Below are 18,303 nucleotides of genomic sequence, written 5' to 3'. Positions count from 1 at the left end.
GTGCCTCAGGACTCCTGGGTGACGGAGACGAGCACGTCGTCCCCTTCGATCTTTACGGGGTATACGGGGACGGGGCGCGTGGCGGGAAGCCCGGACGGCTTGCCGGTGCGCAGATCGAAGCTGGAGCCGTGCAGCCAGCACTCGATCTGACAGTCCTCGACCTCGCCTTCGGACAGCGAGACGTTCGCGTGCGTGCAGATGTCGTTGACCGCGAACACCTCGCCCTCGGTGCGGACGAGCGCGATCGGTACGCCCTCGAGCTCGACCCGCTTGGGGGTGTCCTCCTCGAGCTCGGCCAGGGCGCAGGCGCGTACGAAGATCTCGGTCATCCTACGGACGCCTCCAGCTCTGCCTCGATCTTGGCGATCAGGCGCTCCTCCAGCTCGGGGATGCCGATCTGCTGGACGAGCTCGGCGAAGAAGCCGCGGACCACCAGACGGCGGGCCTCGTCGGCCGGGATGCCGCGCGCCATCAGGTAGAACAGCTGCTCGTCCTCGAAGCGGCCGGTGGCGCTGGCGTGGCCGGCACCGACGATCTCGCCGGTCTCGATCTCCAGGTTGGGCACCGAGTCGACGCGGGCGCCGTCGGTGAGGACCAGGTTGCGGTTGAGCTCGTAGGTGTCGGTGCCCTCGGCCTCGGCGCGGATCAGTACGTCGCCGATCCAGACCGCGTGGGCGTCCTTGCCCTGGAGCGCGCCCTTGTAGGCCACGTTGCTCCGGCAGTGCGGGGTGTCGTGGTCGATGAAGAGCCGGTGCTCCTGGTGCTGGCCGTTGTCGGTGAAGTACAGGCCGTAGAGCTCGGCCTCACCGCCGGGGGCGCCGTAGATCACCCGCGGGTGGAGCCGCACCAGGTCGCCGCCGAAGGTGACGACCACGGACTTGAAGCTCGCGTCCCGGCCGACCAGCGCGGTGTGCTGGCCGGCGTGGACGGCGGCGTCGTCCCAGTCCTGGACGGAGACCACGGTGAGCTTGGCGCCGTCGCCGAGCACGTACTCGACGTTGGCGGCGAGGGTGGCGTCACCGGTGTGGTCGATGACCACCACGGCCTCGGCGAAGGCGTCGAGCTCGATGAGCTGGTGGCCGAAGGCGGTGCCGCCCTCGCCGTGCACGGAGATCCGCACCGGCTCGGTGAGCACCGTCTCCTTGGGCACCGAGACGACCGACGCCTTCTCGAAGGAGCTGTACGCCTGGGCCGCCACCCGGTCCACCGGCTTGCCGGCCTTGCCCAGGCGCGCGTCGTCACGGCCCACGGTCTCGACGGTGACGCCCTCGGGGGCGCTCACCTCGACCTTGACGCCGCCGTCGGCGACAGCGGTGCCGTCGTGGAGGCCGCGCAGCCGCTCCAGCGGGGTGAACCGCCAGTCCTCCTCCCGGCCGTGGGGCACGGGGAAGTCGGCCACGTCGTACGACGCGGGGGCGCTGACCCGCGCATCGGTGGGCTGGCCCACCTGGATGACACCGTCCGTAGTGGATCCGGCGGGAATGGTTTCAGCCATGGCTGTCGTACTGCTCGCTTTCTGCCTTCTGTGGCTCTCACGGGGGTGCCCCGGTGCGGCGGGGCGGGAAGGGCGGTGGCGTCAGCCGACCGCGCCCTCCATCTGCAGCTCGATCAGCCGGTTGAGCTCCAGCGCGTACTCCATGGGCAGCTCGCGCGCGATCGGCTCGACGAAGCCGCGGACGATCATCGCCATGGCCTCGTCCTCCGACAGACCACGGCTCATCAGGTAGAAGAGCTGGTCGTCACTGACCTTGGAGACGGTCGCCTCGTGGCCCATGGACACATCGTCCTCGCGGACGTCCACATACGGGTAGGTGTCGGACCGGGAGACGGTGTCCACCAGCAGGGCGTCACAGAGGACATTGGACTTGGAGCCCTCCGCGCCCTCGCCGATCTCGATCAGCCCGCGGTAGGAGGTACGGCCACCACCGCGCGCCACCGACTTGGAGACGATGTTGGACGAGGTGTGCGGCGCCATGTGGACCATCTTGGCTCCGGCGTCCTGGTGCTGGCCCTCGCCCGCGAAGGCGATGGACAGGGTCTCGCCCTTGGCGTGCTCGCCCATCAGGTAGACGGCGGGGTACTTCATGGTCACCTTGGAGCCGATGTTGCCGTCGACCCACTCCATGGTGGCGCCCTCGTAGGCGACGGCGCGCTTGGTGACCAGGTTGTAGACGTTGTTCGACCAGTTCTGGATGGTCGTGTAGCGGCAGCGGGCGCCCTTCTTGACGATGATCTCGACGACCGCGGAGTGCAGCGAGTCCGACTTGTAGATCGGCGCGGTGCAGCCTTCGACGTAGTGGACGTAGGCGTCCTCGTCGACGATGATCAGGGTCCGCTCGAACTGGCCCATGTTCTCCGTGTTGATCCGGAAGTAGGCCTGGAGCGGGATCTCCACATGGACGCCCTTGGGCACGTAGATGAACGAGCCGCCGGACCACACCGCCGTGTTCAGCGAGGCGAACTTGTTGTCGCCCGCCGGGATCACCGAGCCGAAGTACTCCTTGAACAGCTCCGGGTGCTCCCGCAGACCGGTGTCGGTGTCGAGGAAGATGACGCCCTGCTCCTCGAGGTCCTCACGGATCTTGTGGTAGACGACCTCGGACTCGTACTGGGCGGCGACACCGGCGACCAGGCGCTGCTTCTCGGCCTCCGGGATGCCCAGCTTGTCGTAGGTGTTCTTGATGTCCTCGGGCAGCTCCTCCCAGGAGGCGGCCTGCTGCTCCGTGGAACGCACGAAGTACTTGATGTTGTCGAAGTCGATCCCGGACAGGTCCGAGCCCCAGGTGGGCATGGGCTTCTTGTCGAAGAGCTTCAGGCCCTTCAGCCGGAGCTTGAGCATCCACTCCGGCTCGGACTTCTTCCCCGAGATGTCGCGCACGACGTCCTCGGAGAGGCCACGCTTGGCCGAAGCGCCGGCCACGTCGGAGTCGGCCCAGCCGTACTCGTAGTTGCCCAGGCCCTCGAGCTCGGGGTGAGCGGTCTCCGTGGGGAGAGTCATTCGGGGTTCCTCCCGGCCGTGCTGGCAGATGCGGTGGTGGTCTTGGTGGTACGGGGATCGGCCTGCGCGGCCGAATCGGTTCTGTCGGTCTTCGGAATGAACGTCGTGCACACTCCGTCGCCATGGGCGATGGTGGCCAGACGCTGCACATGAGTCCCGAGCAGCTGGGAGAAGACCTCGGTCTCCGCCTCGCACAGCTGCGGATATCGCTCGGCTGCGTGGGCGACCGGGCAGTGGTGCTGGCAGAGCTGTTCGCCGACCGGCGCGCTGCGCGCCGTAGCAGCGTACCCGTCGGCGGACAGCGCGCCCGCCAGGGCCTGGGTACGGCCGCTGGGGTCGGCGGCCTCGACGGCACCGCGGTATACCTCGGCCTGAGCGGCCAGCCGGGCGCGGGCGAACGCCGCGACGGCGGCCCGCCCGGCCTCGCCGCCCCCGGCGCTCTGCTCGATCCAGCGCAGGGCGTCGACGGCCAGCGTGTCGTAGGCCTGGTCGAAGGCGTCACGGCCGCAGTCGGTGAGTGCGAAGACCTTGGCCGGGCGGCCGCGCCCCCGCGCCCCGTACACCCTCTTCTCCCGGGGCTCGACGACGCCGTCGGCGACAAGGGTGTCGAGGTGGCGGCGGACGGCCGCCTGGGTCAGCTCCAGCCGCAGCGCGAGCTCGGCCGCGGTGGAGGGGCCGTGATCGAGGATGGAGCGGGCCACCTTGTTACGGGTGCCGTGCTGCTCATCGGACGCGGACACAGGCATGCCAGACCGCGCGGCCGTCTCGGCCGCGCGTGCCTTCGGAGCCTCGCTCGCGTATTTCACAACGCCATTGTTGCGTAATTCCCGGGTGACATACAAGCGAGGGCGGAGGCACCCTTCGGTGGAGTGCATCACTTAGGCACACCTAAGTTCACCTGCGGCGATGCGGTTCCGGGGAGTCCCACTTCCGCCCTGCCGCCCACGGCGCCCCCGGCGATTCGTAGACTGCCCGGCATGCGAGAAGAGCCCGCGGTCGAGGTCGTCGGCCTGGTCAAACGGTACGGCTCGAAGACCGCCGTCGACGGGCTCGACCTGTCCGTCCCGCGCGGCGGCGTCAGCGCCGTTCTCGGGCCCAACGGGGCCGGCAAGACCACCACCGTCGAGACCTGCGAGGGGTACCGCCGCCCCGACGCCGGGACGGTGCGCATATTCGGCCTGGACCCGGTCCGGCACGCGGCGGCACTGCGGCCGCGGATCGGTGTGATGCTCCAGTCCGGAGGCGTTTATTCCGGCGCGCGCGCAGAAGAGATGCTGCGGCACACCGCCTCCCTGCACGCCAACCCGGTGGACGTGGATCTGCTGATCGAGCGGCTGGGCCTCGGCTCCTGCGGCCGCACCACCTACCGCAGGCTCTCCGGCGGCCAGCAGCAGCGGCTCGCCCTCGCCATGGCCGTCGTCGGCCGCCCCGAGCTGGTCTTCCTCGACGAGCCGACCGCCGGTCTCGACCCGCAGGCCCGCCGCGCCACCTGGGACCTCATCCGCGAGCTGCGCCAGGACGGGGTCACCCTCGTGCTGACCACGCACTACATGGACGAGGCCGAACAGCTCGCCGACCACGTCGCGATCATCGACGGCGGCAAGGTGATCGCCGACGGCAGCCCCGAGGAGCTGTGCCGCGGCGGCGCCGAGAACACCCTGCGCTTCACCGGCCGCCCCGCGCTCGACCTGGCCTCGCTGCTCAAGGCGCTGCCCGCCGACAGCTCGGCCGACGAGCTGACCCCCGGCGGCTACCGCGTCACCGGCAAGGTCAACCCGCAGCTGCTGGCCACCGTCACCTCGTGGTGTGCGCAGAACGGGGTGATGCCGGACCGGATCTCGGTCGAGCGGCACACCCTCGAGGACGTCTTCCTGGAGCTCACCGGTAAGGAGCTGCGCGCGTGACCGCCACCGGTACTTTCCGCCCCGACCCGGGGGCCGCGCCGCTGCTGCGGATGATCCGGGCGCAGGCCGCCCTGGAGACCCGGATGCTGCTGCGCAACGGTGAGCAGCTGCTGCTGACCGTGGTCATCCCGTCCCTGGTGCTGGTGCTGTTCAGCAGCGTCGACATCGTGGACACCGGTGCCCACGGCGAGACCGTGGACTTCCTCGCCCCCGGTGTGCTGGCGCTGGCCGTGCTGTCCACGGCGTTCACCGGACAGGCCATCGCCACCGGCTTCGAGCGGCGGTACGGCGTACTCAAGCGGCTCGCCGTCTCCCCGCTGCCCCGGTGGGGGCTGATGACCGCCAAGACCTGCTCGGTGCTGGTCACCGAGATCCTCCAGATCGCGCTGCTGACCGCGATCGCGCTGGCACTGGGCTGGTCGCCGCACGGCAACCCGGCGGCGGTCGCGCTGCTGCTGATCCTCGGCACCGCGGCGTTCTCCGGTCTCGGACTGCTGATGGCGGGCACCCTCAAGGCCGAGGCGACCCTCGCCGCCGCCAACCTGGTCTTCCTGCTGCTGCTCGTCGCGGGCGGGGTGATCGTCTCGCTGGACAAGTTCCCGGACGCCGTCCGGGGCGTGCTGGAGCTGCTGCCGATCTCCGCGCTGTCGGGCGGCCTGCGGGAGGTCCTCCAGGACGGGGGCCCGGCACCCTGGCGGGAGCTGGGGATCCTGGCGGTGTGGTCGGTGCTGGGCCTCGGCGCGGCGGCACGGTTCTTCCGCTGGGAATGAGCCCCTTGGTTTAGGCCCTGTCCGGTGGATCTTATCGGGCCCGCGACGCCTGGCACCGCACCTCGCTGCGTTGTCGGAGTCGCCCGAGTACGCCCAGTACGAGGGCGACCCTCCGCCGTGCGATGCACGGCACCAAACGCCGCGGGCAGCCTCCTCGGAGATCCACCGGACAGGGCCTGGGCGAGCCCGAGAGACTGGGCTCTCCTGACGGCGACCCCCTCGTGAAAAGCTGCACAAGCGGCCGCCTACGATAGGTCCGTGCCGAATTCGCTGAATCCGTTCGAGCTCATCGCCCGGCGCTGGCAGCCCTCCGCGCGCTTTGTGCGGCGGGCCGCGCTGGCCACCGTGGTGATGGCCGTGGTCATCGTCGTCACCGGTGGCGCGGTGCGGCTCACCGAGTCCGGGCTCGGTTGCGACACCTGGCCCAAGTGCACCTCCGGGAGCCTGACGCCCACCTCCGACATGGGCATCCACGGCGCCATCGAATTCGGCAACCGCATGCTGACGTATGTGCTGTGCGTGTTCATCGGACTGCTGATCATCGCCGCCCGGGCCCGTACGCCGGTGCGCCGCTCCCTCACCCGGCTGGGCTGGGCCCAGTTCTGGCTGGTGATGAGCAATGCCGTCATCGGCGGCATCATCGTGCTCACCGGACTCAACCCGTACATCGTCAGCTCGCACTTCCTGCTGGCCACCGCGCTCCTCACGGTCGCGATGGCGGTCTGGCAGCGGTCGCGGGAGGGTGACGGCGAGCCGCGCGCCCTCGTGGCCCGCCCGGTGCGCCAGCTCACCGGGCTGCTGGTCGGCTCGACCCTGGCGCTGATCCTGATCGGCACGGTGGTCACCGGATCCGGTCCGCACGCCGGTGACGCCCGCGAGGTGCACCGGATCCCACTGGACTGGCAGGAGATCACCCAGCTGCATGTGGACTTCGTCTACATCGTGCTCGGCCTGACGGTCGCCCTGTGGTTCACCCTGCGCGCCGTGAAGGCCCCGGCGGCCCAGCGCCGTACGGTGCTCGACCTGCTGGCCGTGCTGCTCCTCCAGGGCCTGATCGGGTACGTCCAGTACTTCACGCACCTGCCCGAAGTGATCGTCGGCATCCACATGTTCGGGTCCTGTCTGGTGTGGATCGCGGCCCTGCGGGTGCTCTTCGCGCAGCGCGAGCGCCCCGCACTCGCCGCGCCGGCCGCCGGCCCCACGGGCGACGACGAGGCGGTTCAGCCGGAGACCTCGCCGGCCCCGGAGCCCGAGCCCGCCGCCTCCAGCCGGTAGACCCGGCGCGCGGTCCCGGCCGCGACGAGCCCGGTGATCCGCCGCGCCTCGGTGCGGGTGCAGACCCCGTCGGCGATCCACTCGGCGGTCAGCCGCGCCATGGAGTGGGCGAACAGCCGCGCGGCGGTCACATAGAGCTCGGGCAGCGCCCGCGCGCCGGTGGAGAACAGCAGCTTGCCGAACGGCGCCTCGCCCAGGGTCTCCTCCGGCCGTGGCCCGGCGTCCGCGTAGACATGCGGGAAGGCCGCGGCGAGCTGGGCCGCCCGCCGGTGGTACGGCCGCTCGGGCAGCAGCACCAGATCGGTGCCGAACCCGGCCGTGGCACGCAGAAAGCCCAGGAGCGGCTGCGGATCGGCGCAGTGCAGCTGCACCGGCAGTCCGGTGGCCACCGCGCTCCACAGCAGGTGCTGGGCGAGCGCCGGGTCGAACGGACGGGCCCGGGCCGGTCCTCCGGCGAGCCGGCGGGCGGCGGCGCGGCGCACCTCGCGCGGATCCGGCGGGGCCTCGTCGCAGTAGGCGATGCCCATGGCGAAGGCGGTGGCGTGCTGGGCGGCGGCGTAGAGCGCCTCGGCGGTGTTGCCGGTGAACGCGTCGACCGTGCCGGAGGTGTCGGCGACCTGTTCGGCCAGCGGCTCCAGACGGACCACCTCGTGGACCCGGCCGTCGGCGGCGGCGGCCAGTTCGGCGGGTGAGGTGAGGTCGCTGGGGGCGCCGGACTCCAGCAGGAAGGTGCCGATGCCCGCACCGCGCAGCAGCAGCCGGGCGGCCCGGTAGGCGCCCAGTTCACGGCGGCGGGCGAGATAGCTGACCGGGGCGCAGTGGGGGTCCATGCCCAGCAGCGGAGGGCACCAGCGGCGCACCGCGAGCCCGGCCCAGCTGTCGAAGAAGGTGGTGCCCGCGGGAGCGGCGCCCGATCCGGCGGCGGAGGCCAGATGGGTTTCGAAGGAGCCGAGGCCCAGCTCGCCGTGGACCGTGCCGTGGCTGTACTGGTCGACCAGGGGCGGCAGCGCGGGCAGGCCCGCCACCGGACCCGGCCCGGCCCGTGGGACCGGGCCGGTCGGCGGGCCCAGGGTGTACGGGGAGTCCGTCGCCTCATCCATCGCCGCCGCCTCCTCACCCTCGGGCTTCGATGGGCTTAACGGGCGAAAGGGGCGCGAGGTGTCGGGAGCCCGGCTCAGGGGTTGGCCGGCTGCGGCTCAGGGGTTGGCGGGGCCGCCGATCTGGAGGCCCGCCATGCGCGTCCACTCGTACGGACCGGTGCGGACCTTGGCGGCCATGTCACCGTCGAACTCGTCGTGGAGGCTGAGCCCGGCGAGCTCGGCGGCGCGGCGGGCGCTGTCGTGCGAGGGGGCGACCAGAACGCCCCACTCCCCGTTGGCCCCCACCAGGGCGATCCGGGTGGCGCCGCGGCCGATGTGGGCGAGCTGGCCCTCGGCGCTGCCGCCGTGGCTCTCGGCGAAGGCCGTGATCTGGTGGGCGAGCCGCTGGGCCCGCTTCTCGTCCTTGGAGGGCTTGGCGGGCCGGGCGCTCCCGACCGTCTCCGCCGCCTGGGTGCTGTCTGCCATACCGACAATCCTACCCGTCGGTAATCAACGCAGGAAGGGGTCCACGGCAACGGCGACGAAGAGCAGCGACACATAGGTGATGGACCAGTGGAAGAGCCGCATCTCCTTGAGCTTGGCCCCGGTGATCCCGGCCCGGGCGCGCGCCTGGAGCGCATGCGCCTCCTTGAGCCAGAACCCGCCCAGCACCGCCGCGACGGCCGGGTAGAACCAGCCGGTGTAGCCCAGCGGCCACAGCAGCAGGGAGACGCCGACCATGGCCCAGCTGTAGAGGACGATCTGACGCGCGACCGCCTTGTTGCCCGCGATCACCGGCAGCATCGGCACGCTGGCCCGCTCGTAGTCGTCCTTGACCTTCATCGACAGCGGCCAGTAGTGCGGCGGCGTCCAGAAGAAGATGACGAGGAAGAGGATGACGGCGGCCCAGGAGAGCTCGCCGGTCACCGACGACCAGCCGATGAGCACGGGCATACAGCCGGCGATACCGCCCCAGACGATGTTCTGCGAGGTGCGCCGCTTGAGCAGCATCGTGTAGACGACGACGTAGAAGACCAGCGCCCCGAGTGACAGCATCGCGGACAGCGGGTTGACCAGCGCCCAGAACCAGGCCGTGGAGCCGACCGTGAGCGCCGAGGCGAAGACCAGGCACTCGCCCGGCGAGACCATCCCGGTCACCAGCGGGCGCTGCGCGGTGCGGTCCATGAGGGCGTCGATGTCACGGTCGAGGTACATGTTGAACGCGGCCGCGCCGCCCGCCGACAGATAGCCGCCGACGCACGTGGCCAGCACCAGCCACAGGTCCGGTACGCCCTCGGCGGCCAGGAACATGACCGGCACCGTGGTCATCAGCAGCAGTTCGATGACGCGCGGCTTGGTCAGCGCGACGAACGCCATGACACGGGCCCCGAGCGGCCGGTGGCCGGAGCCCGTTTCGCTCGTCTCCAGCACCCCCGCAGGACGGGATTCGACGGCCGTCACGCACACCCCTGGTGGAAGCAAGAACCAGCAAGCACCGGACATGAAGAGCCGGTAAAGACTTGCGCGTACCACGCCACTCTAGACGTAGCGGATGTGCCGCTCGCCGCCGGGGTCCGCTCGTGTTGGCGGCGCACGTGGACCGGGGCGCGCAGGGCGCGCGCGGCCCGGAACAACTCCCTCCGATCACCCCGCGCAACCGGGAGAGGGAATGCGCCGAGCCCCCCGATTCGTTCCCTGACCGTCGAGTGGAACTCGAAAAAATGACCGTCGTTCCAGGGGTAGGCTCGACAGCGCCGGTGTGCACACGGTCACCGGATAGCGACAGTGTGGAGAGGAGCCCTGACTCAGGGTGAGCACGAAGCCGACTACCGCAGACCTCGAATGGACCGATCTGGACCAGCGGGCCGTTGACACCGCCCGCGTCCTGGCCATGGACTCCGTGCAGAAGGTCGGTAACGGCCACCCCGGTACGGCCATGAGTCTCGCGCCCGCCGCGTACCTGCTCTTCCAGAAGCTGATGCGGCACGACCCCTCCGACGCCGACTGGGCGGGCCGTGACCGGTTCGTACTGTCCCCGGGCCACACCAGCCTCACTCTCTACATCCAGCTGTACCTGGCGGGCTTCGGTCTGGAGCTCGACGATCTGAAGGCGTTCCGCACCTGGGGCAGCCTCACCCCGGGCCACCCCGAGTTCGGCCACACCACCGGTGTGGAGACCACCACCGGTCCGCTGGGCCAGGGCATCGCCAACGCGGTGGGCATGGCGATGGCCGCACGCTACGAGCGCGGTCTGTTCGACCCGGAGGCGCCCGAGGGCGCCTCTCCCTTCGACCACACCATCTGGGCGATCGTCTCCGACGGCGACCTGGAGGAGGGCATCTCCGCCGAGGCGTCCTCGCTGGCCGGTCACCAGAAGCTGGGCAACATCGTCGCCCTGTACGACGACAACCACATCTCGATCGAGGGCGACACGGCCACCGCGCTCTCCGAGGACGTGCTCCAGCGCTACGAGGCGTACGGCTGGCACGTCCAGCGCATCGAGCAGGCGCCCAGCGGCGACTTCGACATCCACCAGCTGCACGCGGCGCTGAAGGCGGCGCAGGCCGAGACCGAGCGCCCCTCGATCATCGCGGCCCGCACCATCATCGCCTGGCCCGCGCCCAACGCGCAGAACACCGAGGCGTCGCACGGCTCGGCGCTCGGCGCGGAGGAGGTCGCGGCCACCAAGCGGGTCCTCGGCTTCGACCCCGAGCAGCACTTCCAGGTGGACACCGACGTCATCAACCACACCCGGGAGCTGGTCGACCGCGGCCGCCAGGCGCACGCCGCCTGGGACAAGCAGCTCCAGGAGTGGCGCAACAACAACGCCGAGCGGGCCGCCGAGTTCGACCGGATCACCGCGGGCGAGCTGCCCGAGGGCTGGGAGAGCGCGCTGCCGGTCTTCGAGGCGGGCAAGGACGTCGCCACCCGCAAGGCGTCCGGCCAGGTGCTCAAGGCGCTCGGCGGGGTGCTCCCCGAACTGTGGGGCGGCTCCGCCGACCTCGCGGGCTCCAACAACACCACCATCGACGCCTCGTCGTCCTTCCTGCCGAAGGGCAACCCGCTGCCGGAGGCCAACCCCTACGGCCGCACGATCCACTTCGGCATCCGCGAGCACGCCATGGGCTCGACCATGAACGGCATCGCGCTGCACGGCAACACCCGGGTCTACGGCGGCACCTTCCTGGTGTTCTCCGACTACATGCGCCCGGCCGTCCGGCTCGCCGCGCTGATGAAGCTGCCGGTCACCTACGTGTGGACGCACGACTCCATCGGCCTCGGCGAGGACGGCCCGACCCACCAGCCGGTCGAGCACCTGTCCGCGCTGCGCGCCATCCCGGGCCTGAACATCGTCCGCCCGGCCGACGCCAATGAGACGGCCATCGCCTGGCGCGAGATCACCCGTCGCCACACGGCCCGGCCGGCGCCGCACGGCATCGCGCTCACCCGGCAGAACGTGCCGACCTACGAGGCCAACGAGGGCGCCGCCAAGGGTGGTTACGTCCTGTTCGAGGCCGAAGGGCCCGAAGGGCAGAGCGCGGCACCGAAGGTCATCCTGATCGCCACCGGTTCCGAGGTGCAGCTCGCGGTGGAGGCGCGTGAGCAGCTCCAGACCGCCGGGGTGCCCACCCGGGTCGTGTCGATGCCGTCGGTCGAGTGGTTCGAGGAGCAGGACAAGGGGTACCGCGACAGCGTGCTGCCGCCGTCCGTGAAGGCGCGCGTGGCAGTCGAGGCCGGTATCGGGCTGACCTGGTACCGCTACGTCGGCGAGGCCGGCCGCATCGTCTCGCTGGAGCACTTCGGCGCCTCCGCCGACTACCAGGTGCTCTACCGGGAGTTCGGTCTGACCTCCGAGGCCGTGGTCACCGCCGCCCACGAGTCCCTCGACGCCGCCGGGGCCTGAGCCCGTCACCGACTTGACTAGTAGCGACGAGTAGGAGACATAACTCATGACAGACGCACTCAAGCGGCTGGCCGACGAAGGCGTCGCGATCTGGCTCGACGACCTCTCGCGCAAGCGGATCACGTCCGGCAATCTGGCGGAACTGATCGACCAGCAGCATGTCGTCGGTGTCACCACCAACCCGTCGATCTTCCAGAAGGCGATCTCCGGCGGCGACGGCTACGAGCAGCAGCTCGCCGACCTCGCGGCTCGCAAGGTCACCGTCGAGGAAGCGGTCCGCATGATCACCACTGCGGACGTCCGGGACGCCGCCGACATCCTGCGGCCGGTGCACGACGCCACCGGCGGCCAGGACGGCCGGGTCTCCATCGAGGTCGACCCGCGGCTGGCGCACAACACGGCGGCCACCGTCGCCGAGGCCAAGCAGCTGGCCTGGCTGGTGGACCGGCCCAACACCTTCATCAAGATCCCGGCCACCAAGGCGGGGCTCCCGGCGATCACCGAGGTGATCGGGCGGGGCATCAGCGTCAACGTCACGCTGATCTTCTCCCTGGAGCGCTACCGCGCGGTCATGGACGCCTTCCTGGCCGGTCTGGAGAAGGCCAAGGCCGCGGGTCTGGACCTGTCCAAGATCCACTCGGTCGCGTCCTTCTTCGTCTCCCGGGTGGACACCGAGATCGACAAGCGGATCGACAAGATCGGCACCGATGGGGCCAAGGCACTGCGCGGCAAGGCCGCCGTGGCCAACGCCCGTCTCGCCTACGAGGCGTACGAGGAGGTCTTCAGCTCGGAGCGCTGGGCCGCCCTGGACCGCGCCAACGCCAACAAGCAGCGTCCGCTGTGGGCCTCGACCGGCGTCAAGGACCCGGCGTACAAGGACACCCTGTACGTCGATGACCTGGTCGCCCCGGGCACCGTGAACACCATGCCGGAGGCCACCCTGGAGGCCGTGGCCGACCACGGCGGGATCACCGGTGACACGGTGCGCGGCACCTACGAGCAGGCCAAGGCCGACCTGGACGCGCTGGCCGGTATCGGGATCTCGTACGACGAGGTCGTACAGCTCCTGGAGGACGAGGGCGTCGAGAAGTTCGAGGCGTCCTGGATCGACCTGCTGAAGTCCACGGAGGCGGAGCTCAACCGTCTCGCACCTTCGGAGGCGTGAAGACCTTGACCACCAGCAGCAATCCGCTGCGTGACCCGAGGGACCGGCGGCTCCCGCGTATCGCGGGGCCGTCCGGCCTGGTCATCTTCGGCGTCACGGGCGATTTGTCCCGGAAAAAGCTGATGCCGGCGGTCTATGACCTGGCCAATCGCGGACTGCTGCCGCCGGGCTTCTCGCTCGTCGGCTTCGCCCGCCGCGACTGGGAGCACGAGGACTTCGCCCAGGTCGTCCACGACGCCGTCAAAGAGCATGCGCGGACCCCGTTCCGCGAGGAGGTCTGGCAGCAGCTCGCCGAGGGCTTCCGCTTCGTCCCCGGTGACTTCTCCGACGACGAGGCGTTCAAGTCGCTGCGGACGACCATAGAGGAGCTGGACAAGGCGCGGGGCACCGGCGGCAACTTCGCGTTCTACCTGTCCGTGCCGCCGAAGTTCTTCCCCACCGTGGTGCAGCAGCTCAAGAAGCACGGGCTGTCCAACGGACAGGGCGACTCCTGGCGCCGCGCGGTCATCGAGAAGCCCTTCGGCCACGACCTGGAGAGCGCACAGGAGCTCAACCAGGTCGTCCACGAGGTCTTCCGCCCCAGCGACGTCTTCCGGATCGACCACTACCTGGGCAAGGAGACGGTCCAGAACATCCTGGCGCTGCGCTTCGCCAACACGATGTTCGAGCCGATCTGGAACCGCAGCTATGTGGACCATGTGCAGATCACCATGGCCGAGGACATCGGCATCGGCGGCCGCGCGGGCTACTACGACGGCATCGGCTCCGCCCGTGACGTCATCCAGAACCATCTGCTCCAACTGCTCGCCCTGACCGCCATGGAGGAGCCCGCCTCCTTCGAGGCGGACGCCCTGGTCACCGAGAAGCTCAAGGCGCTCAGGGCCGTCAAGCTGCCCCGGGAGCTGGGCAAGCACACCGTGCGCGGCCAGTACGCCCACGGCTGGCAGGGCGGCGAGGAGGTGCTCGGCTATCTCGAGGAGGAGGGCATCGACCCGCACTCCAAGACCGACACCTTTGCCGCGATCAAGCTGGAGATCGACAACCGCCGCTGGGCGGGCGTCCCCTTCTACCTGCGCACCGGCAAGCGGCTGGGGCGGCGGGTCACCGAGATCGCCGTGGTCTTCCAGCGCGCCCCGCACTCCCCCTTCGGCACCACCGACACCCAGGAACTCGGGCAGAACGCCCTGGTCATCCGGGTGCAGCCGGACGAGGGCATCACCATCCGGTTCGGTTCCAAGGTGCCCGGCACCTCCATGGAGATCCGGGACGTGACGATGGACTTCGCCTACGGCGAGTCCTTCACCGAATCCAGCCCCGAGGCGTACGAGCGGCTGCTGCTCGATGTGCTGCTCGGCGACGCCAACCTCTTCCCCCGCCATCAGGAGGTGGAGCAGTCCTGGCGGATCCTCGACCCGATCGAGGTGTACTGGGACAAGCACGGCAAGCCGGAGCAGTACACGGCCGGGACCTGGGGTCCGAAGGCCGCGGACGAGATGCTCGCACGAGACGGACGGAGCTGGCGGCGGCCATGAACATCGATCTCACGGACACCACGTCCGCCCGGATCAACTCCGCTCTGGTCCAGGCGCGCCGGTCCACCGGCACCCCCGCCACGGGCATGGTGCTGACCCTGGTGATCGTCACCGACGAGGGCAATCACTACGACGCCCTCAAGGCGGCCAGCGAGGCGTCCAAGGAGCACCCGTCGCGGAATCTGGTCGTCATCAAGCGGCCGGGGCGCTCGCCCCGCGACCGCAAGATGGCCCGGCTGGACGCCGAGGTGCGGATCGGCGGCGAGACCGGCACCGGTGAGACGGTGCTGCTGCGGCTCCACGGCGAACTGGCCAACCACGCCCATTCGGTGGTGCTGCCGCTGCTGCTGCCGGACGCCCCGGTGGTGGTGTGGTGGCCCGAGGACGCCCCGGAGAACCCCAGCGAGGACCTGCTCGGGCAGCTCGCCCAGCGGCGGATCACCGACGCCCAGGCCACCGAGGACCCGGTCGCCACGCTCGGGCTGCGGGCCGACACCTACACCCCGGGCGACACCGATCTGGCCTGGACGCGGATCACCCCGTGGCGCAGTGTGCTCGCGGCCGCGCTGGACCAGAAGCACTCCCCCATCACCTCCGCGACCGTGGAGGGCGAGGCGTACAACCCGAGCAGTGAGCTGCTCGCGCTGTGGCTCGCCGAGCGGCTGCGGGTACCGGTGGACCGCCAGGTCTCCGACGGCCCGGGGCTGACCGCGGTCCGGCTGGAGACCGCCGACGGCGTGATCTGCCTGGACCGGGCCAATGGTTCGCTGGCCGAGCTGGCGATGCCGGGCCAGCCGGACCGCCATGTGGCGCTCCAGCGGCGGGAGATGTCGGAGCTGATCGCCGAGGAGCTGCGCCGGCTGGACCCGGACGAGATGTACGCCTCGGCGGTGAAGTTCGGGGTGAACAAGCTGGGCAAGGCCGCCACCGCGACCCCTGCGTCGGCGCCCAAGCCCGGCCACGACAATGGCCAGGGCAATGGCCAGGGCAATGGCCAGGCCCGCCCGGTCCCGGCTCCGCCGAAGCACGCCCCGGCGGCGCGGACGGCCTCATCGGCCGAGGAGAAGTCCGGGAAGGCGGCGGACGGGAAGGCGGCGGACGGGAACACCGCGGACGGGAAGGCGGCGGACGCATGACGGCTCCGCAGGTCGTCGTCCACCGCGACAAGGAGCTGATGGCCCAGGCCGCGGCGGCCCGGCTGCTCACGAAGATCGTGGACGCCCAGGCCGCCCGCGGCGCCGCGTCGGTGGTCCTCACCGGCGGCCGCAACGGCAACGGCCTGCTGGCCGCGCTCGCCTCCTCCCCCGCCCGCGACGCGGTGGACTGGTCACGGCTGGACCTGTGGTGGGGCGACGAGCGCTTCCTGCCCGAGGGCCATCCGGAGCGCAATGTCACCCAGGCGCGGGAAGCGCTGCTGGACGCGGTGCCGGTGGACCCCGCACGGGTGCACGCCATGCCCGCGTCCGACGGTCCGCACGGCGGCGATGTGGAGGCTGCGGCCGAGGCATACGCCGTCGAGCTGGCGCAGGCCGCACGGCCGGAGAACCACGGCGCGGCGCCGTCCTTCGACGTCCTGCTGCTGGGGGTCGGACCGGACACCCATGTGGCCTCGCTCTTCCCCGAACTGCCCGCCGTCCGGGAGACCGAGCGGACGGTGGTCGGGGTACGCGGTGCGCCCAAACCGCCGCCCACCCGGATCACCCTGACCCTGCCCGCGATCCGCGCGGCACGGGAGGTGTGGCTGCTCGCGGCCGGGGAGGACAAGGCGAAGGCGGTCACCATCGCGCTGTCGGGCGCCGGGGAGCTCCAGGCCCCGGCGGCGGGGGCGTACGGCCGAGGCCGCACACTGTGGCTGCTGGACCGGACCGCGGCGGCCGGGCTGCCGCGCGAGCTGTATCCCCCGGCCTCGCCGTGAATCCGTCATCCCGGCACCGATCCGGAGACGACCGATCCCCCGGGCGTGCCGCGCACGGGGGATCGCCGTATATCAATCGCCGTATATCAGGGGGTCACCGAAGGGCTCAACGGCCGCGCAGCGCGCGGTAGGTGGCGACGAGCTCCTCGGTGGACGGGTCGAGTCCCTCGACCTCCGCTCCCTCGGTCAGGGCGGGCTCCACCCGCTTGGCCAGCGCCTTGCCCAGCTCCACGCCCCACTGGTCGAAGGAGTCGATGTCCCACACGGCGCCCTGGACGAACACCTTGTGCTCGTAGAGGGCGATGAGCTGGCCGAGCACCGACGGGGTCAGCTCGGAGGCGAGGATGGTGGTGGTGGGGCGGTTGCCGCGGAAGGTCTTGTGCGACACCAGCTCCGGGGCCACCCCCTCGGCGGCGACCTCCTCCGGGGTCTTGCCGAAGGCCAGCGCCTGACCCTGGGCGAAGAGATTGGCCATCAGCAGATCGTGCTGGGCGACCAGTCCGGGCTGGAGGCCGTCCACCGGCCGGGCGAAGCCGAGCAGATCGGCGGGGATCAGCTTGGTGCCCTGGTGGAGCAACTGGTAGTAGGCGTGCTGACCGTTGGTGCCGGGGGTGCCCCAGACCACCGGGCCGGTCTGCCAGCTGACCGGCTCGCCCTGGCGGTCCACCGACTTGCCGTTGGACTCCATGTCCAGCTGCTGGAGGTAGGCGGTGAACTTGGACAGGTAGTGGCTGTAGGGCAGTACGGCATGGGACTGGGCGTCGTGGAAGTTGTTGTACCAGATGCCCAGCAGGCCCATCAGCAGCGGTGCGTTCTCCTCCGGCGGGGCCGTGGTGAAGTGCTCGTCCATCAGGTGGAACCCGGCCAGCATCTCGCGGAAGTGGTCCGGGCCGATGGCGATCATCAGGGAGAGGCCGATCGCCGAGGCGTAGGAGTAGCGCCCGCCGACCCAGTCCCAGAACTCGAACATGTTGGCCGTGTCGATACCGAACTCGGAGACCTTCTCCGCGTTCGTCGACAGCGCCACGAAGTGCTTGGCGACGGCCTCCGGACCGGCCCGCAGCCCGGTCAGCAGCCAGTCGCGGGCGGAGGTGGCGTTGGTGATGGTCTCGATGGTGGTGAAGGTCTTGGACGCGACGATGAACAGCGTCTCGGCCGGGTCCAGATCGTGCACCGCCTCATGGAGGTCGGCGCCGTCCACATTGGAGACGAACCGGAACGTCAGCGAGCGGTCGGTGTAGGCGCGCAGCGCCTCGAACGCCATCGCGGGGCCCAGATCAGAGCCACCGATGCCGATGTTGACGATGTTCTTGATGCGCCTGCCGGTGTGCCCGGTCCAGTCGCCGGACCGGATCCGGTCGGTGAAGATGGCCATCTTGGCGAGCACCGCGTGCACATCCGGGACGACATCCTTGCCATCGACCCTGATGACGGCGGAGCGGGGCGCCCGCAGCGCGATATGCAGCACCGCCCGGTTCTCGGTGGTGTTGATCTTCGCACCGCGGAACATCGCGTCCCGCAGTTCGGCCACCTTGGTGGCGCGGGCCAGCTCGCGCAACAGCCGCAACGTCTCATCGGTGACCAGATGCTTGGAGTAGTCCACATGGAGGTCGCCGACCTGGAGGGTGAGCCGGCGCCCGCGCCCGGGGTCGCCTGCGAACAGCTCGCGCAACTGCGCGTCGCCCAGCTCCTTGCGGTGTGCGACCAGCGCCTGCCACTCGGGCAGCTGGTCGAGCCTGCCGCGGCCTTCTGCGTTCATCT

At 70.5% G+C, this 18,303-nt stretch carries 16 protein-coding genes; 8 read left to right on the top strand and 8 right to left on the bottom strand.

The window, feature by feature from the left end:
• Nucleotides 1-5: 5 nt before the first annotated feature.
• The 4 genes from HUT19_RS30935 to HUT19_RS30920 all read right to left on the bottom strand — a co-directional run bounded on the left by HUT19_RS30935 (nt 6) and on the right by HUT19_RS30920 (nt 3,744).
• On the bottom strand, nt 6-329 hold the full coding sequence (locus tag HUT19_RS30935) for a bifunctional 3-phenylpropionate/cinnamic acid dioxygenase ferredoxin subunit (RefSeq protein WP_176183607.1): 324 nt from the start codon (nt 327-329) through the stop codon (nt 6-8).
• On the bottom strand, nt 326-1,495 hold the full coding sequence (sufD, locus tag HUT19_RS30930) for a Fe-S cluster assembly protein SufD (protein WP_176183606.1): 1,170 nt from the start codon (nt 1,493-1,495) through the stop codon (nt 326-328). The genes HUT19_RS30935 and sufD overlap by 4 nt, the downstream gene beginning before the upstream one ends.
• 81 nt (nt 1,496-1,576) lie before the next feature.
• Nucleotides 1,577-2,998, bottom strand: a complete 1,422-nt coding sequence (sufB, locus tag HUT19_RS30925) for a Fe-S cluster assembly protein SufB (protein WP_176183605.1) — start codon at nt 2,996-2,998, stop codon at nt 1,577-1,579.
• Nucleotides 2,995-3,744 carry a metalloregulator ArsR/SmtB family transcription factor gene (locus HUT19_RS30920; RefSeq protein WP_176183604.1) on the bottom strand — a complete coding sequence of 250 codons (750 nt, stop codon included), beginning with the start codon at nt 3,742-3,744 and terminating at the stop codon, nt 2,995-2,997. Before HUT19_RS30920 ends, sufB begins: the two co-directional genes overlap by 4 nt.
• Before the next feature lie 231 nt (nt 3,745-3,975).
• Between HUT19_RS30920 and HUT19_RS30915 the strand changes: the two genes are divergently transcribed.
• The 3 genes from HUT19_RS30915 (at nt 3,976) to HUT19_RS30905 (ending at nt 6,947) form a co-directional block, all read left to right on the top strand.
• Nucleotides 3,976-4,902 (top strand): ABC transporter ATP-binding protein, encoded by a 927-nt coding sequence (locus HUT19_RS30915; RefSeq protein WP_176183603.1) that lies wholly within the window; start codon nt 3,976-3,978, stop codon nt 4,900-4,902.
• The gene (locus tag HUT19_RS30910) at nt 4,899-5,672 is read left to right on the top strand and encodes an ABC transporter permease (protein ID WP_176183602.1); all 774 of its coding nucleotides are present in this window, start codon (nt 4,899-4,901) and stop codon (nt 5,670-5,672) included. The genes HUT19_RS30915 and HUT19_RS30910 overlap by 4 nt, the downstream gene beginning before the upstream one ends.
• 258 nt (nt 5,673-5,930) lie before the next feature.
• Nucleotides 5,931-6,947, top strand: a complete 1,017-nt coding sequence (locus tag HUT19_RS30905) for a heme A synthase (RefSeq protein WP_176183601.1) — start codon at nt 5,931-5,933, stop codon at nt 6,945-6,947.
• On the opposite strand, the gene HUT19_RS30900 is transcribed toward HUT19_RS30905, so the two are convergent.
• From HUT19_RS30900 to HUT19_RS30890, 3 genes are all read right to left on the bottom strand, one after another.
• On the bottom strand, nt 6,893-7,963 hold the full coding sequence (locus tag HUT19_RS30900) for an amidohydrolase (RefSeq protein WP_176187492.1): 1,071 nt from the start codon (nt 7,961-7,963) through the stop codon (nt 6,893-6,895). The two genes, HUT19_RS30905 and HUT19_RS30900, sit on opposite strands and share 55 nt — an antisense overlap.
• Before the next feature lie 180 nt (nt 7,964-8,143).
• On the bottom strand, nt 8,144-8,512 hold the full coding sequence (locus tag HUT19_RS30895) for a hypothetical protein (RefSeq protein WP_176183600.1): 369 nt from the start codon (nt 8,510-8,512) through the stop codon (nt 8,144-8,146).
• A 24-nt stretch (nt 8,513-8,536) separates the two neighbouring features.
• Nucleotides 8,537-9,487: a heme o synthase gene (locus tag HUT19_RS30890; protein WP_176183599.1), complete on the bottom strand. Its 951-nt coding sequence runs from the start codon at nt 9,485-9,487 to the stop codon at nt 8,537-8,539.
• A 349-nt stretch (nt 9,488-9,836) separates the two neighbouring features.
• Between HUT19_RS30890 and tkt the strand changes: the two genes are divergently transcribed.
• The 5 genes from tkt to pgl are packed head-to-tail and all read left to right on the top strand — an operon-like array spanning nt 9,837 to nt 16,542.
• Nucleotides 9,837-11,930, top strand: coding sequence for a transketolase (gene tkt / locus HUT19_RS30885; protein ID WP_176183598.1), 2,094 nt, complete (start codon nt 9,837-9,839; stop codon nt 11,928-11,930).
• 46 nt (nt 11,931-11,976) lie between these two features.
• Nucleotides 11,977-13,095: a transaldolase gene (gene tal / locus HUT19_RS30880; protein ID WP_176183597.1), complete on the top strand. Its 1,119-nt coding sequence runs from the start codon at nt 11,977-11,979 to the stop codon at nt 13,093-13,095.
• Nucleotides 13,096-13,100: 5 nt separating this feature from the next.
• A complete protein-coding gene (gene zwf, locus HUT19_RS30875) occupies nt 13,101-14,627 on the top strand; it encodes a glucose-6-phosphate dehydrogenase (protein ID WP_176187490.1) in 1,527 nt (508 codons plus the stop codon).
• Entirely contained in the window at nt 14,624-15,763 is a 1,140-nt protein-coding gene (gene opcA / locus HUT19_RS30870) for a glucose-6-phosphate dehydrogenase assembly protein OpcA (protein WP_176183596.1), read from the top strand. Before zwf ends, opcA begins: the two co-directional genes overlap by 4 nt.
• Nucleotides 15,760-16,542: a 6-phosphogluconolactonase gene (gene pgl / locus HUT19_RS30865; RefSeq protein WP_176183595.1), complete on the top strand. Its 783-nt coding sequence runs from the start codon at nt 15,760-15,762 to the stop codon at nt 16,540-16,542. The genes opcA and pgl overlap by 4 nt, the downstream gene beginning before the upstream one ends.
• A 106-nt stretch (nt 16,543-16,648) precedes the next feature.
• Here the strand turns inward: pgl and pgi are convergent, their stop codons facing one another.
• On the bottom strand, nt 16,649-18,301 hold the full coding sequence (gene pgi / locus HUT19_RS30860; RefSeq protein ID WP_176187488.1) for a glucose-6-phosphate isomerase: 1,653 nt from the start codon (nt 18,299-18,301) through the stop codon (nt 16,649-16,651).
• Nucleotides 18,302-18,303: the final 2 nt, after the last annotated feature.

This window comes from Streptomyces sp. NA02950 (assembly GCF_013364155.1).
Taxonomy (GTDB): Bacteria; Actinomycetota; Actinomycetes; order Streptomycetales; family Streptomycetaceae; genus Streptomyces.
Note: the sequence above shows the minus strand (reverse complement) of the source record. Positions and strands in the feature narration are given on the sequence as shown.